Below are 13,944 nucleotides of genomic sequence, written 5' to 3' on the forward strand. Positions count from 1 at the left end.
CTGGCGGCTGTGATCAGAGGGAGAGCGACCGCAGCGGGCGAGCAGGCCGCGGTGGCTGTCGCGCAGGTCGTACGAGACCGGCTGGGGGCGTCGGATCGCGGTCGGGCCGCACTGGCGGATCTTGAGGAGACCGGGGCGTGCTCCAAGGCGCAGACCGGGGCAACGGCGGTTCTCGCCGAGGAGATCGAGACCGATCCCCGGTTGCGGCGCGCACTGACGGCACAGCTGAGCTCACCGCAGGCTGCCGGCGGCACGGGCGTCGACCGCAGCCGGATCCGAGGCGACGCTCCGATCCTGGACGACAGCGGGGAGATCGCCTTCAGGAAGCCGACGTCGGCGACCGGCATGGCGGCGCTCGTGGTGGCCGTGTCGGTGACCCTCGCCGTGATCGTCCTCGCCGTGTACGGCGGGAGCCGGTTCCTCGGCTCTGACGACTCTCCGCACAGCGGTCACGGCTCCGCATCTGCGACAGCCGGCAAGAACGGGGGTTCGGCGTCGGGCGGCGGCAGCGAGGGACGGACCATCGCACCTCGTGCGCTGACCGCGGCCGAGACGAAGGACGTGGTGCCCGGACTGGAGGACATGCCGCCGGGCTGGGCAGTCGGCAGTGCGCGAAACGGGTTCCCCGCCGAGGGGGCCAAGGGATGCAATGCGGGAACCGCGAACTATGAGAACCCGGAAAAGAACTCTGGCAACCTCGAAGTGACCTACCGCGTGACCGCGTGCCGAAACGTCCGAACGGTGACCGATGGGTACGCGCAGGCGTTGAAGGACGTCGCGACCAGCGATCCGGAAGAGACCCGTATCGCGACGCCGAAGTGTGGTGATGAGAGCTTTGCGACCCGCTACACCGTCACTGACAGCCAGAGGGACTGGAACGGTGATCATGTCGAGATCCGGGCCCGGGTGGGAGCGGTCTTCATCGACATGAACTACGGCCCGATCGGCGACGGTCCCGAAAGGACCGACTCCCTGGAACGGGCCCAGGAACTCATGCGGCTCGTCTGCGACCGGGCTGTCGCTTCACAGAGCACGCCCTGAGCGTCTCTCCTCAGTGTCCCAGGGGCGGCCCCGTGCCGCCAACCGCGTCAGGGGCCGCTCTGCCGCCGGGCGCGTGGCGCCCGGTCTTCGACGCCGGCCTGAACGAGGTCCGCCCGCGCGGCGCGTCCGCATCCATGGGATCGCCGCAGGCCCTGGCGGGCCTCGATCTCGCCGCTGCGGACACCGCGGCCGCTACCGGGAAACCGTCGCGCCGGACCGGGGCCCTCCAAGCGGGAGAACCGCTGCCCGGCCGGAGCGGACGCCCTACCACGGTGCGTCCGGACCAGCTCCGGGGCCGATCCGCCGTTCCGACGCCGCGGATACGTAATCGCCGAGTGTGTGCCTCGGCTCCCAGCCCCGGTCGCGGGCCCGGGACACGTCGAGGGTGACGGGCCGCGCGAGTTGATCGACTGCGTAGCGGGTCAGGAGCGGTTCCGATCGTGGTCGAAGACGGGATGCCGACTGCACCACGTGTGCCGCGGCACGGGCGAACGCGAGTGGAAGACGCACGATCCGGGTGCGTACGCCATGGGCGCGCAGGACCATGTGGACGGCTTCGTCGCGGTCGTAGGGTGCGGGGTCGGCGATGTTGTAGGCGCCGGGCGGCCATCCGGCGGCCATGAGGCAGGCGTCGGTGAGGTTCTCGACAGCCGTCAGGCTGAGGCGGACGCTCGGGCCCGGCAGCATGAGCACAGGGCCCCGGACGCGGGAGAGCAGACGGGGCACCAGATGGGGGTCCCCTGCTCCGTAGACCGCCCGGGGTCGCAGGACCACGGCACCGGCGGCGAGCGCCAGCGCCTCACCGGCGGCCTTGGTGCGGCCGTAGGCGTTCAGATGTCCGCCCACCGGATGTTCCTCGGTGATCGGGGACCGTCGGCTGGGCGCGTAGACGCTCGCACTGCTCACCCACACCACCGGCCGGCCGGCTGCCGCCTCGAACATCCGGGCCGTGCCGTCGATGTTGACGGCGCGCATGGCGGCTTCGGCCGGGGAGCCGGGTACCGGGTCACCGACGGCGGCCGCGCAGTGCACGACGAGGTCCGCGCCGGACAGATCCGGCACCTCGCACCCGGCGTCCCAGGGCACGTGCCGGCCCACCGGGCCGGGGCGGCGTCCGACGCACAGGACATCGGCACCACGGGCGGCGGCCGTGACGGCGACGTGCGAGCCGCAGAATCCGCTTGCCCCGGTGACGGCGATCGTGGTCATCGGTTCTCCGGGGCTCGATGGCTGTCGGTGGCCCGGACGGTGAGGGAGCGCCACCCGGGCAGGGCCGCGCCCCGGTCGACGCGGGCACGCAGGACGGTGGGGCGGTGAGCGGCGAGCGCGGCGAGGGTGTCGTCCAGCTGTGCGCGGGCCAGGCGTGCGCCGGGGCAGGCGTGTGGGCCGGCGCCGAAGACGAGACGGGACACCGCAGGGGGCTCGGGGCGCAGGGCGTCCGGCGGTCGGCGGTGGGCCCGTGCGGCGTGACGGGCCACCAGGATCAGACGGTCCCCGGCCCGGACCGGGCAGCCGCCGAGATCCGCGTCGGCGCCCGCCACGCGGGGCAGCAGCGGGGACGGGGCGATCACCCGCAGCAGTTCGTCCACCAGGGCCGGGCGCAGCCGGTCGTCCGCCGCCTGGTGCCACAGCCGGGCGTCGGCGCACCAGGCGACGGCGCGGGGAAGCGCCGCGACGGTGGTGTTGACGGTGGCGACCGCGAGCATGGCCCGCAGAGCCGTGTCCGCTGCCGCGCCGGAGTCCGGTGCGAGCAGCGCCTCCAGCCGTGCTGTCGCCGCGGCGGCCGCCCGCGAGGTGCCAGGAGGCCGGGGGCCGGGCAGGTGGTCGCGTACGGCGGCGGCCGCGGCGGAGGCGGCCGCCTCCGCGACGGCCGCCGGGTCGCCGGCCGTGCCCAGGAGCGCGCACACGGTGGCCCCGGCCAGTTCGCGGGCCAGCGGTACGAGGTCGACGTCGTGGCCCGAGCCGAGCGGGGCCAGACGGCGGTCCAGGACGTCCAGCCACACCGGACGGAGCCGCTCCACCCCCGCCGCGCCGAGAGCGTCGGCGACCTCGCGCCGGGTCGCGCGGTGACCGGTGCCGTCCTGGTCGAACAGTGTTCCGCCCGCGGACAGTTCCCGGGCGGCGCCGCCCGTGGTGCCGGCGGCGGTGCGGTCCAGCGGGATCCGGGTGAGTGCCCGCCGGTACGGCTCGGTGCCGTGCACCAGCACCGCGCCGCCGATGCGGGCCACCGTCCGGTGGCGGGTGGCGGCGAGGAGGGCGAACAGCAGGGGGTGGGAGCGGGTGTACACGCGCCGGTCGCGGCGGCGGGCGGCGCGCAGGGCGGATCCGGTGGGAACGGTGGTCATCTGACGTGCACCTGCTTGGGATCGGCGGGACAGTAGCGGCGGTCCCAGCACCACAGCAGGGTGCGGCGGGCGCCCCACGCCCGCAGGCGGCGCAGGCTGGTGCGGACCACCATGTGCTCGGCCCGTGTGATCCGTTCACTGTGCTCGCGCGCCCGGTTGAGCAGGACGACGTCCTCGGCCGGCCCCTCCAGAGGTGTGCGGGGCGTGCCCCCGCAGCGCAGGTACAGCGCGGCCGTGATGGCGAGGTTGTGCCCGTGACACAGCACGTAGGGAGCGCGGTAGCGCGGGTGCCGGTGCTCGGTGCGGTAGCGCCCGTACACCGCTGTCAGCCTGATGGCCGCCGGGAGGAGGTGGCGCTCGGCGAACGAGGGGTTCTCGTCGTGGCGCGGCAGGCTGCGGCCACAGGCCATGTCCGTGCCGCGGGCGAACTCGGCTCGCGCGGCGGCGATCCAGCCGGCGTCGGGCAGGCAGTCGGCGTCCGTGCGCACGAGCGACTCGGCGCCATGAGCGACGGCGTACCGGAAGCCGGTGTCGACGGCGGCGCCGGTGCCCCGTTCCTCTTCGTGGACCAGGTGCACGGGGAACGGGGCCGTGGCGGCGAAGCGGCGTACGACATCGGAGGTTGCGTCGGTGGAGGCGTTGTCGACGGCGACCAGGACGAAGTCGGTGTCGGTCTGGGAGGCAAGGGCGGCGAGGGTCGCCCCGATCCCGGCCTCCTCGTTGTAGGCGGGCACCACCACCCACAACGGCTCCGCACTGCCGGGCGCGTTCATCCCCGGCTCCGTTCGGCCAGGCGCCGGGCGGCCAGGCGGGCGGCCGCGGCACGGTCGGGCTTCAGGGAGCGACCGGACAACGGGACGTCGGCGAGCAGCACCGCGTCCGGGCGGGCGGACCCCATGCGCTGCAACGGCCCGGCCAGGGCGGCCCGGAGCCGGTCGCGGTCCGTCCCGGGACTCGGCTGCACGACGGCGGCCAGACGCTCGTCGCCGTCACCGGCCGGTACGCCCACCAGCACCGCCAGTTCGACGCCCGGAACGTGCAACGACGGTTCGTACAGACCCGGGTAGATGTTCTCCGCATGCCGCAGCACCATGTCCTTGCTGCGGCCCTCCAGCACGATCCGACCGGCGTCGAGGCGTGCCCGGTCGCCGGTGGCCACCCACATGTCCGGCTCCTCGCCCAGGTATCGGTGCCGCGCGGCCGGGCCCGACAGCAGCAGCTCACCGGACCCGTCGGTCTTGGCCACCACCCCGGGAAGGGGCGCGCCGACCAGATCCCCCTCGCCGGTGAAGGCGGCCTTGTCGGCCTGCTCGACCGCTGCGGCGGGAAACAGCTCGGTCAGCGCGTAGACGCCCCACGCCTCCTCGGCACCCGCGTGCTTGACGCGGGTGAGGAGGTCGGCGCTCGCGGGAGCCGATCCGGTCCACACGCGTCCGGTGAACCGGGCGCCCCGCGCCAGCAGTTGCCGAAGCTTCGGCGGTGTCAGGTAGGTGGCCTGCGGGCCGAGCCGGCGCAGCTGCCGGGCCAGCCCGCGCAGGGAGCGGGCGGGCAGGGCGACCGGCGCCCCGCTCGCGAGGGACGGTACGAGGACGAAGAAGGTGCCGCCGAGGACGGGCCGCCCGGCCTCGGGCCGGACCAGACCGGCCACCGTGGTCATGCCGGCGGCGAGCGAGGAGCGGGTGTGGACCACCGCGCGGGGCTGGGAGGTGGTGCCCGAGGTGAACACGATGACCGCGTCGCCGTCCTCGTCCACCGGCGGCGGCAGCGGCACGGTTCGGACGTCGGCGTCCAGGGCGGGGGCGCAGCCGGGCAGCCGCGGCCCGACCGTGGCCACCGGACCGATTTCGGCGAGGTCCGGAAGGGCCAGGTGGGCCCGGCGGGCGAGCGGCCGGGCCCACCCGGCGACGGCCTGGGCGGTGGCGTCCGCGAGCACGACATCGGGGCGGGCCAGGGCGAGCCGGGCGCGCAGCACGTCCGGCCCGGCGCCCGGGTCGAGCACCGCGGTCCGTGCGCCGAGCCGGTGCACGGCGAGCATCACCGCGAGGGCCCGGGGTCCGGGACGAACGGCGACGCCGACGGTGCTGCCGCGTCCCGTGCCTTGTGTGTGCAGGGCGGCCGTATAGCGGTCGGAGAGGTCGGCCAGGTCCCCGAACGTGGCCCTGGTGCGCATGGCCCCGGTGCGGGTGGTCCCGAGGATGGCGGGCCGGTCGGGGTGGCGCCGAAGCGCGTGGGCGAGGGTGTCGAGCATCAGCGCGGGTCCTCTCCGTGACGGCCCGGCCCCTTGTCGAGGTACCAGCGGGCGGCGCCGACCGGGCCGTAGGCGCGCAGTCGGCGGGTGGAGTTCTCCACGACCATGTCGCGGGCGTGGACGATGGCGGTGGTGTGGCGGCGCACCCGGTTGAGGAAGAGGCGGTCGGTGGGGGAGGGGCGGCGAGGCATGCCGCCGACGGCTTCGTACAGGGTGGCGGTGACGGCCATGTTGTTGCCGGCGTGCATTCGGTAGGGGGTGAGGTAGCCGTGGCGGCGGTGGTGGGCGGGGCGGATCCGGCCGAAGAACGCGGCGACGCGGACCAGCGCGCGGAAGGCGGCCCGCCCGGCCGGCCCGTGCTCGTCGCGGCGTGCGTCGATGCGTCCGCACACCAGACCCGCACCGTGCCGCAGGGCCTCGCGGGCACCGGACGTCCAGCCGGGGTGCGGCAGGCAGTCGGCGTCGGTGCGGGCCAGCAGCGTCGCGCCGTGCTCGATCGCGTACCGGAAACCGGTGTCCACCGCGCAGCCCACCCCCTTCTCCGGCTCGCTGAGGACATGCACCGGGAACGGCGCCCAGCGGGCGAAGTCGCACGCGACCGCCGCGGTGCCGTCACTGGAGGCGTTGTCCACGACGACGAGGGTGAAGTCACGGTCCTGCTGGCGGGCCAGCGCGAGGAGCGTGCTGCCGATCAGCTTGGCCTCCTGGTGCGCGGGCACCACCACCCACAGGGCGCTCATGCCTTCTCCCACACCATGGTCATGATGCTCACGCCCCCGCCCAGGCCCACGAACAGGACCCGGTCACCGGCCCTCAGCTCCTCGTGGACGCGGTCGAGCTGCACGCCGAGCGTGGCACTGGCCATGTTGCCGAGCTCGGGCACCGTGACGACGAGCCGGTCCCGGGGGACTCCGGTGAGCTCCACGAACCGCTCCAGATACGGAACGGTGACCTGGTGCACCAGGATGTGCCGGAAGTCGTCCCACGCCAGCCCGGTGCGCTGCCGCATCCGGTCGAGCACCGACGTGCCGACCTTCTCGAACACCTCGCGCAGCTCGCTGCCGTCCCCGTGGAAATACGTGTGCTCGTCGCCTCTGGGGTGGCGCGAACCGCCGCCGAAGATGCCCCCGACCGACCAGTGCTCGGAGTGCGTCTCGGTGGCCACGTCGAGTATGCCGCCCCGCTCCACCGCCTCCAGGACGACTGCGGCTCCCGCGTCCCCGAAGGTGTAGCCGGCGAACCCGTCCCGGAACTGGTCGGGGCCGGTCGGCTCGTGCCGCACCGCGCGGCTCGGCGTCTCCCCGGTGACCACCAGGGCCCGCCGGGCCCGGCCGGCGAGAATCATGGCACGTGCCGTGTCGATGCCGTTGACGAAGCTGTTGCAGGCGTTGGTCACGTCCAGCGCGTGCGCCCGGGAGCCCAGTTCGGCCTGCACGATGTGCGCGGTCGCGGGTTCGGCCACGTCCCGGGTGGCGGAGGCGAACACCAGCAGGTCCACGTCGTGCGGGGCCAGTTCAGCCCTGTCCAGGGCGGTCCGGGCGGCTCGTACCGCCAGCGTCGAGGCGTACTCGTCGTCCGCGACCGCCCGACGCGCGGTGATGCCGGTGGCCCGTTCGATTCCCCGAGCGGGCAGGGACACCCCGGAGGCCGCGACGAGCCGCTGTTGAAGGACCTCCGACGTCACTTCGAGGTCCGGCAGGCAGGAAGCGACCGCTGTGATGCCTGCCCGGCGTACTCCGCCGCGAACCGTGTGATCTATGTGCATGGGGTGGAGGCTACGAGCAGATTCGAACAGCGCGCCTGAGCGCTCGTACTCAACTCGTCTAGTGCTCCGACCGGCACGCTCCGCCGGGGTCGCGCGGTACGGCGTCTGGCCGGTCACCCTCCACGGTCCCGGCCCGTGCGCGGCGGAGCCCACGCCACGGCCGTCCGCACCCCCAGGCCCGGGCGCGGCGGGGACGAACCGAACCGGAGGCGCCTCCCTCATGGGAGGGCCGGGTGCTCCCGGGAGGCACCCGGCCCGAGGAGATCCCCGGGTCAGGTGCCTTTTCTCGGGTGCCTAGAAGAAGCCCAGCTTCTTCGGGGAGTACGACACCAGCAGGTTCTTCGTCTGCTGGTAGTGCTCCAGCATCATCTTGTGGTTCTCCCGGCCGATCCCGGACTGCTTGTAACCGCCGAAGGCCGCGTGTGCCGGGTACGCGTGATAGCAGTTCGTCCAGACGCGGCCCGCCTGGATGGCGCGGCCCGCCCGGTACGCGGTGTTGATGTCGCGCGTCCAGACACCGGCGCCGAGCCCGTACAGCGTGTCGTTCGCGGTCCTGATCGCGTCGTCGAAGTCGGAGAAGGACGCGACCGCCACGACGGGGCCGAAGATCTCCTCCTGGAAGACCCGCATCCGGTTGTCGCCCTCGAAGACGGTGGGCTGGACGTAGTAGCCGCCCGCCAGCTCTCCGTCGTACTCGATCCGCTCTCCGCCCGTGAGGACCTTCGCGCCCTCCTGACGGCCGATGTCCAGGTACGAGAGGATCTTCTCCAGCTGGTCGTTGGAGGCCTGGGCGCCGATCATCGTGTCCGTGTCCAGCGGATGCCCCGGCACGATCTGTTCGGTACGGGCGATGCCCGCCTCCAGGAACGCGTCGTACATCCCTCGCTGGATCAGGGCGCGCGACGGGCAGGTGCAGACCTCCCCCTGGTTGAGGGCGAACATCGTGAAACCTTCGAGCGCCTTGTCGCGGAAGTCGTCGTCCGCGTTCCACACGTCGTCGAAGAAGATGTTGGGGGACTTCCCGCCGAGTTCCAGGGTCACCGGCTTGATGTTCTCGGAGGCGTACTGCATGATCAGCCGGCCCGTCGTCGTCTCACCGGTGAAGGCGATCTTCGCGACCCTCGGGCTGGAAGCGAGGGGCTTGCCCGCCTCCGCCCCGAAGCCGTTCACGACGTTGACGACGCCCGGCGGCAGCAGATCGGCGACCAGCTTCAGCCATACGTGGATGGAGGCCGGGGTCTGCTCGGCGGGCTTGAGGACCACCGCGTTGCCCGCCGCGAGCGCCGGGGCGAGCTTCCACGTCGCCATCAGGATCGGGAAGTTCCACGGGATGATCTGCGCGACGACCCCGAGCGGCTCATGGAAGTGGTACGCGACCGTGTCGTCGTCGATCTCGCCGAGCGAGCCCTCCTGGGCGCGCAACGCTCCGGCGAAGTAGCGGAAGTGGTCGATGGCCAGCGGGATGTCGGCCGCCAGGGTCTCCCGCACCGGTTTGCCGTTGTCCCAGCTCTCGGCGACCGCGAGTTCCTCCCGGTGGGCCTCCATCCGGTCGGCGATCCGGTTGAGGATGCCCGCGCGTTCGCCCGCCGCGGTGGCTCCCCAGGAGGGCGCGGCGGCGTGCGCCGCGTCCAGCGCGAGTTCGACGTCCTCGGCCGTGCCCCGGGCGATCTCGGTGAAGGGGCGTCCGTTGACGGGGCTCGGGTTCTCGAAGTAGCGACCACGGACGGGCGATACGTACGCGCCGCCGATCCAGTGGTCGTAGCGGGACTCGTACGAGACGATGGCGCCCTCGGCACCCGGCGCGGCGTAACGGGTCATCTCTGTGGCCTCCCGGATCCGGTGCCGCCCGCCGTTGGACGGCCCTCGGCGCGACGGTAGACCACGACACGTTGCAACCCCGTTGCACGGCGCGCGGGGCTATCGCAGCTCGGCGCCCAGGGACCGGGCCCTGGCGAGCAGTGCCGGGCGCTGACCGGCGGGTACGGCCGCCGCCAGCGCCTCCCACACCGGGAGGTCGTTCTCGCCCCACGGGCTGTACGCCCAGTCGGCCAGCAGCCCCGGGTCACCGCGCGCGATGAGCGCCGCCCGCAACTGCTCTTCGAGACGGCGCCGGAGGCGGCTGATGGACGGTGCCCGCGAAGCCGGGAGCAGCGGCCCCGGATAGGCGCCCAGAGCCGCCGTCACCGCGCCCGACGCCAGCCGGCGCGCGACCGTGTCGAAATCCGCGTCGACCCGCGCGGAGAGGCGGTAGGGGCGGGAGAGCAGGAGCTCCGGACCGAGCAGCCGCCGCAGCCTGGAGAGTTCGGCCCGCAGGGTCACCGGGGTCACCGACTCGTCCTCGTACAGTTCGACCAGGAGCTCGTCGCCGCCGAGGCCCTCGGGACGGCGGGCCAGCGTGGCCACGATCTCGCTGTGCCGCCTGCTGAGCCGGATCCTGCGGCCCCCCGCCACCAGCAGCGCCTCGTCCCGGCCGAGGGCGCTGAGCCGGACCGCTCCGCGGGGCGCCGCCGGGGCGAGCAGCGCCAGCTGTGTCTCGGCGGCCCGAGCCACCGCCTGCACGAACGCCAGGCTGTGCGGATGCGCCAGCCGGTCCCCTCCGGTGATGTCCACGGCCCCCAGGACCCGTCCGGTGTGCGGGTCGTGCAACGGCGCCGCCGCGCAGGTCCACCGCTGGACCGGCCGGAGGAAGTGCTCGGCGGCGAAGACCTGTACCGGGCGGTCCACGGCGATGGCCGTCCCCGGAGCGTTGGTCCCGGCCGCCGACTCGGCCCAGCGCGCGCCCTCCACGAAGTTCATCCGTCCGGCGGCCCGGCGGGTCACCGCGGGCCCCTCGACCCACAGCAGCCTGCCGTGCGCGTCGCACACCGCGAGCAGATGTTCCCCGTCCGTCGCGTAGGCGCCCATCAGCTCACGGATCACCGGCATGGCGGGAGCCAGGGGATGGCTTTCGCGGTACGGGCCGAGGTCGTCGTTGCCCAGCTCGACCAGGGCCGCGCCGTCCGGGCTGACCCTGGCCCGCGCCGAGCGCCGCCACGACTCGCCGACGACGGGGCGCACCGGCCGTTCCAGCCGCCCCGCCGTGGTGAACGCCTCGTGCGCGTGGCGCAGTTCGACGATCCGCTCACCGGGGTCCGCGTCGGCTGCCAGGGCCACCCAGGGATCCAGCAACTCACCCTCCGTCCAGCGGCGTCGTGACCACCCCATCGTCGTCGCGGGCGGCCGCCGCGACAACCGTGGCGCACCGGGCGGACCGGCCCGTCGGCGGCCGCTCAGCCGCCCGAGTACAGATTGACGAGGCGGATGTAGCGCACCCAGTCCCACTGCGGGCCGGGGTCGGTGTGGTCGGTGCCGGGGACCTGGGCGTGGGCGAGGATGTGCGCGCGGTCCTTCGGGATGCCGTAGCGGTCGCACACCGACGCGGTCAGCAGCGCCGACCTCTCGTACAGGGCGTCGGTGAAGTAGGCGGGCTGGTCCACCCAGCCCTCGTGCTCGATGCCGATACTGCGCGTGTTGTAGTCCCAGTTGCCCGCGTGCCAGGCGATGTCCTTCTCCCGCACGCACTGGGCGACGTAGCCGTCCGCGGAGCGCACCAGATAGTGCGCGGAGACCTGCTTCGCCGGATTCTGGAAGATGCCGATCGTGTTCGGGTACGTCTCCTGGGTGACGTGGATGATCACGTACTGGACCGGATAGGCCGAAGGGCGGCTCGAAGCGGTGTAGTTGGAGGTGGAGGCCGGATTCCAGTGGGCGAGCGGATAGTCGGTGTCGCCCGTGGTCGTGGCGGCCATGGCTCGGGTGGAGGCCGGGATCAGGGCGGCGGCAGCCGTCGCGGCGGCACCCTGGAGGATCCTTCTGCGGTGCATGAACACTCCTGTGGGGGGAGAGAGGGGGCGAGGTGGTGAGCGGTCAGGGGCTGGACAGCGGTGCCGCGGTCTCGCGCAGATGGCGGTGGAGCCCGCGATGGGGGTCACCGGACGGCAGCCACTCCTTGCGGATCTTCGCCACGCAGGTGTAGTTGGTGTCGCACACATTGGCCAGCGGGGCCTCACCGGCCTGGCTGACCAGCTGGTAGGCGTCGAGTTCCGAGAGGCCGTAGTCGCGCGCCAGCCACTGCACCAGGTCCAGTTGCGAGATCCGGAAGGCGTCTTCGAGGGGGCGCGCCGAACCGGTGGAGATCAGATGGGTGTCGGACTCGATGCGCGGCCACGGAGTGGCGACCCCTTTCAGCAGCTCGACCAGGACCACCGTGTTCATCGCGCACTCCACGGCGACCCCGCAAGTCTCACCCTCGCCCTGGCGGGCATGCCCGTCCCCCAGGCTCAGCAGCGCGCCCTCGACGTTGACGCCCAGGTAGCAGGTGACGCCGGCCCGCATCTCGGGGGTGTCCATGTTCCCGCCGTGCGCGTCGGGCACCAGCGCGGACCGCACCTCCAGACCGGCCGGAGCGACCCCCACCGTGCCGTGCATCGGATCCATCGGCAGCTCCACCCGGATGTCGCTGTCCCGGGCGCTGAACAGGCAGGTGCGGCGCGCCCGGTCCAGCTGCCACATCCACACCACCTCCGGCAGCGGGGCCTGCAACGAAGCGGTGGTGTGGGTGGAGGTGAGGGCCCCGAAGAGCGGTACGGTCGTCGAGGCGGCCCAGTCCCTGGCCGGCTCGATGGACACGAAGTGCACCGCGAGGGTGTCACCGGGTTCCGCGCCCACGACATGGAAGGGGCCGGTCTGCGGGTTGAGGAAGGGGAATGCGCAGACCTCGGAGACCAGGTCCTTCTCGGAGCGGACCTTCCCGGCGAAGCAGTCCTCCGTGTACACGTCGAGGAATGTCCCCGGCTCGATCCGGGCGACCGGAGCCGCTCCGCCGAAGGTCCAGGCGTATTCGCCCTCCTCGGGGCGGACGGTCAGGATGCGGGGGTCGGTCATCGTGGTACTGCTCCTGTCTCCGGGTCCCCGGCGGGCGCCGGGGCGTCGTCGAGGTGGATTCGTCCGGTCTCTGCCACGCGCTCCGGATGCCTGCGCAGCAGCACCGCCAGGACAACGATCCCGATCAGCATCCAGACACCGACGACCGGACCGGCGTACGACACGGGCGCGCTGAGGGCGGAGACGAAGTCGAAGACCGGGATTCCGGCGGCCGTCAGCAGCGCGGGGACGAACGCCGCGATGCCCAGCACCGGGAAGAGGAGGTGGAGCACGGGGTTGAAGACGTCGCGACGCCTGCGCAGGAAGTATCCGGCGCAGGACAGGTTGACGACGATGTACACACCGATGATCACCGTGACGATCACGGTGGCCAGCAGGACGAACGCGGTCACCGGGTCGTAGGCGAAGCCCAGTCCGAGCGCGGCGCCGACCGCGATCACGAACTGCACGGCCACCCCGGTGACGGGGGAGCGGCGCCGGGGGTGGAGCCTCGCGAAGGCCGCCGGGAAGACTCCGATGCGGCCGAGGGCGAAGGCCGTCCGGGTCGAGACGTTGGCACACGCGTTCGCGTTGGCCACGGTCGAGTTGACCACGGCGAGGAAGAGCAGCACCCAGAAGAGACCGAACGAGGCGCGGGCCACCCCTTCCCAGGACGCTGCCCCCGATCCGCCGAATCCGGCGAATCGGTCGGGCCCGAAGTACACCGACATCGCATAGGCGGTCAGGACGTACACCAGGCCGATGGAGAGCGCCGCGCCGAGGACCGCGCGCCGCATCGTGCGCCGCGGGTCCCTCGTCTCCTCGGCGAGCGGTGCCGCAGCCTCGAAGCCCGCGAAGGCGAGCACGGTGTAGACCGAGCCGGCGAAGATCCCGCTGACGCCGCCGAACCCGTCGGCGGTGTGCGAAGTGCCGAACACCGAAAGGGTGTTGTCCGCACCGGCCCGCCCGATGAGCAGCACCGCGAAGACGACGAAGACCAGCACCTCGAAGATGCCGAGCACGGTGCCGAACCGTGCGGAGGCCCGCACGCCGAAGTACCCGGCGAGCGCGATGACCACCGCGCCCAGCAGCGACCACGGCCACCACAGGTCCGCCGGCCAGGACGGCCATTCCTGGTGCAGGGTGCCCGCCGTGGTGAAGCCCAGCTGGAGCAGCAGCAACGCGGGCACCAGCGCCTCGACGAAGACATAGCCCCAGCCGACGAGGAACCCGACGGCAGGATGCAGCCCCTGCGCGGAGTAGGTGGCGACGGAACCGGCGGCCGGGAGGCGGCGGGCCAGTTCGGCGACGCACGAGGCGGTGAAGAGACAGGCGACGAGGGCCACCACCACGGAGAGCGGCAGGCTTCCGCCCGCGAACGCGGCCCCGGCGGGGATCGAGGCGGCGATGGCCGCGGCGGGCGCCATCGCCGTGATGCTCTGGAAGAGGACTTCGCGCAGCCCGATGGCATCACGTAACAGTCCGCTGCCCGAATCCCCCGGCATCCCGTGGCTCCCTCCGCGTCCGGTGACCGGAAGGCGTTGTCCGGTGTGCGGCCGAGTCGCTCGCGCGCCCTACCGTACGGGCGCCGCGCGGGTGACGGAAGACGGCGGGGGCGAAACGGCTCCGTGGGCGGGGGAGTT

Annotated in this window: 12 protein-coding genes; 1 reads left to right on the forward strand and 11 read right to left on the reverse strand. The window is 73.0% G+C overall.

Annotation, left to right across the window (positions count from 1 at the left end):
* Positions 1-51: 51 nt before the first annotated feature.
* Entirely contained in the window at positions 52-1,041 is a 990-nt protein-coding gene (locus ACFVFH_RS27410) for a hypothetical protein (RefSeq protein ID WP_383773360.1), read from the forward strand.
* Positions 1,042-1,305: 264 nt separating this feature from the next.
* On the opposite strand, the gene ACFVFH_RS27415 is transcribed toward ACFVFH_RS27410, so the two are convergent.
* The 11 genes from ACFVFH_RS27415 to ACFVFH_RS27465 form a co-directional block, all read right to left on the reverse strand.
* Complete coding sequence (locus ACFVFH_RS27415) at positions 1,306-2,250, reverse strand: NAD-dependent epimerase/dehydratase family protein (protein WP_383773362.1); 945 nt, start codon at positions 2,248-2,250, stop codon at positions 1,306-1,308.
* Complete coding sequence (locus tag ACFVFH_RS27420) at positions 2,247-3,386, reverse strand: cytochrome P450 (protein ID WP_383773364.1); 1,140 nt, start codon at positions 3,384-3,386, stop codon at positions 2,247-2,249. Before ACFVFH_RS27420 ends, ACFVFH_RS27415 begins: the two co-directional genes overlap by 4 nt.
* Entirely contained in the window at positions 3,383-4,159 is a 777-nt protein-coding gene (locus tag ACFVFH_RS27425) for a glycosyltransferase family 2 protein (RefSeq protein WP_383773366.1), read from the reverse strand. The genes ACFVFH_RS27420 and ACFVFH_RS27425 overlap by 4 nt, the downstream gene beginning before the upstream one ends.
* The gene (locus ACFVFH_RS27430) at positions 4,156-5,634 is read right to left on the reverse strand and encodes a class I adenylate-forming enzyme family protein (protein WP_383773368.1); all 1,479 of its coding nucleotides are present in this window, start codon (positions 5,632-5,634) and stop codon (positions 4,156-4,158) included. Before ACFVFH_RS27430 ends, ACFVFH_RS27425 begins: the two co-directional genes overlap by 4 nt.
* A complete protein-coding gene (locus ACFVFH_RS27435) occupies positions 5,634-6,374 on the reverse strand; it encodes a glycosyltransferase family A protein (protein ID WP_383773370.1) in 741 nt (246 codons plus the stop codon). The genes ACFVFH_RS27430 and ACFVFH_RS27435 overlap by 1 nt, the downstream gene beginning before the upstream one ends.
* Positions 6,371-7,399, reverse strand: coding sequence for a 3-oxoacyl-ACP synthase III family protein (locus ACFVFH_RS27440; RefSeq protein WP_383773372.1), 1,029 nt, complete (start codon positions 7,397-7,399; stop codon positions 6,371-6,373). The genes ACFVFH_RS27435 and ACFVFH_RS27440 overlap by 4 nt, the downstream gene beginning before the upstream one ends.
* 294 nt (positions 7,400-7,693) lie before the next feature.
* Positions 7,694-9,217: an aldehyde dehydrogenase family protein gene (locus ACFVFH_RS27445; RefSeq protein ID WP_383773374.1), complete on the reverse strand. Its 1,524-nt coding sequence runs from the start codon at positions 9,215-9,217 to the stop codon at positions 7,694-7,696.
* Positions 9,218-9,316: 99 nt separating this feature from the next.
* Entirely contained in the window at positions 9,317-10,567 is a 1,251-nt protein-coding gene (locus ACFVFH_RS27450; RefSeq protein ID WP_383773376.1) for a GAF domain-containing protein, read from the reverse strand.
* 101 nt (positions 10,568-10,668) lie between these two features.
* On the reverse strand, positions 10,669-11,262 hold the full coding sequence (locus tag ACFVFH_RS27455) for an N-acetylmuramoyl-L-alanine amidase (protein WP_383773378.1): 594 nt from the start codon (positions 11,260-11,262) through the stop codon (positions 10,669-10,671).
* Positions 11,263-11,305: 43 nt separating this feature from the next.
* On the reverse strand, positions 11,306-12,322 hold the full coding sequence (locus ACFVFH_RS27460; RefSeq protein WP_383773380.1) for an acetamidase/formamidase family protein: 1,017 nt from the start codon (positions 12,320-12,322) through the stop codon (positions 11,306-11,308).
* A complete protein-coding gene (locus ACFVFH_RS27465; protein ID WP_383773382.1) occupies positions 12,319-13,806 on the reverse strand; it encodes an APC family permease in 1,488 nt (495 codons plus the stop codon). The genes ACFVFH_RS27460 and ACFVFH_RS27465 overlap by 4 nt, the downstream gene beginning before the upstream one ends.
* Between the last annotated feature and the right edge of the window lie 138 nt (positions 13,807-13,944).

The organism is Streptomyces sp. NPDC057697 (genome assembly GCF_042799335.1).
Classification (GTDB): domain Bacteria; phylum Actinomycetota; class Actinomycetes; order Streptomycetales; family Streptomycetaceae; genus Streptomyces.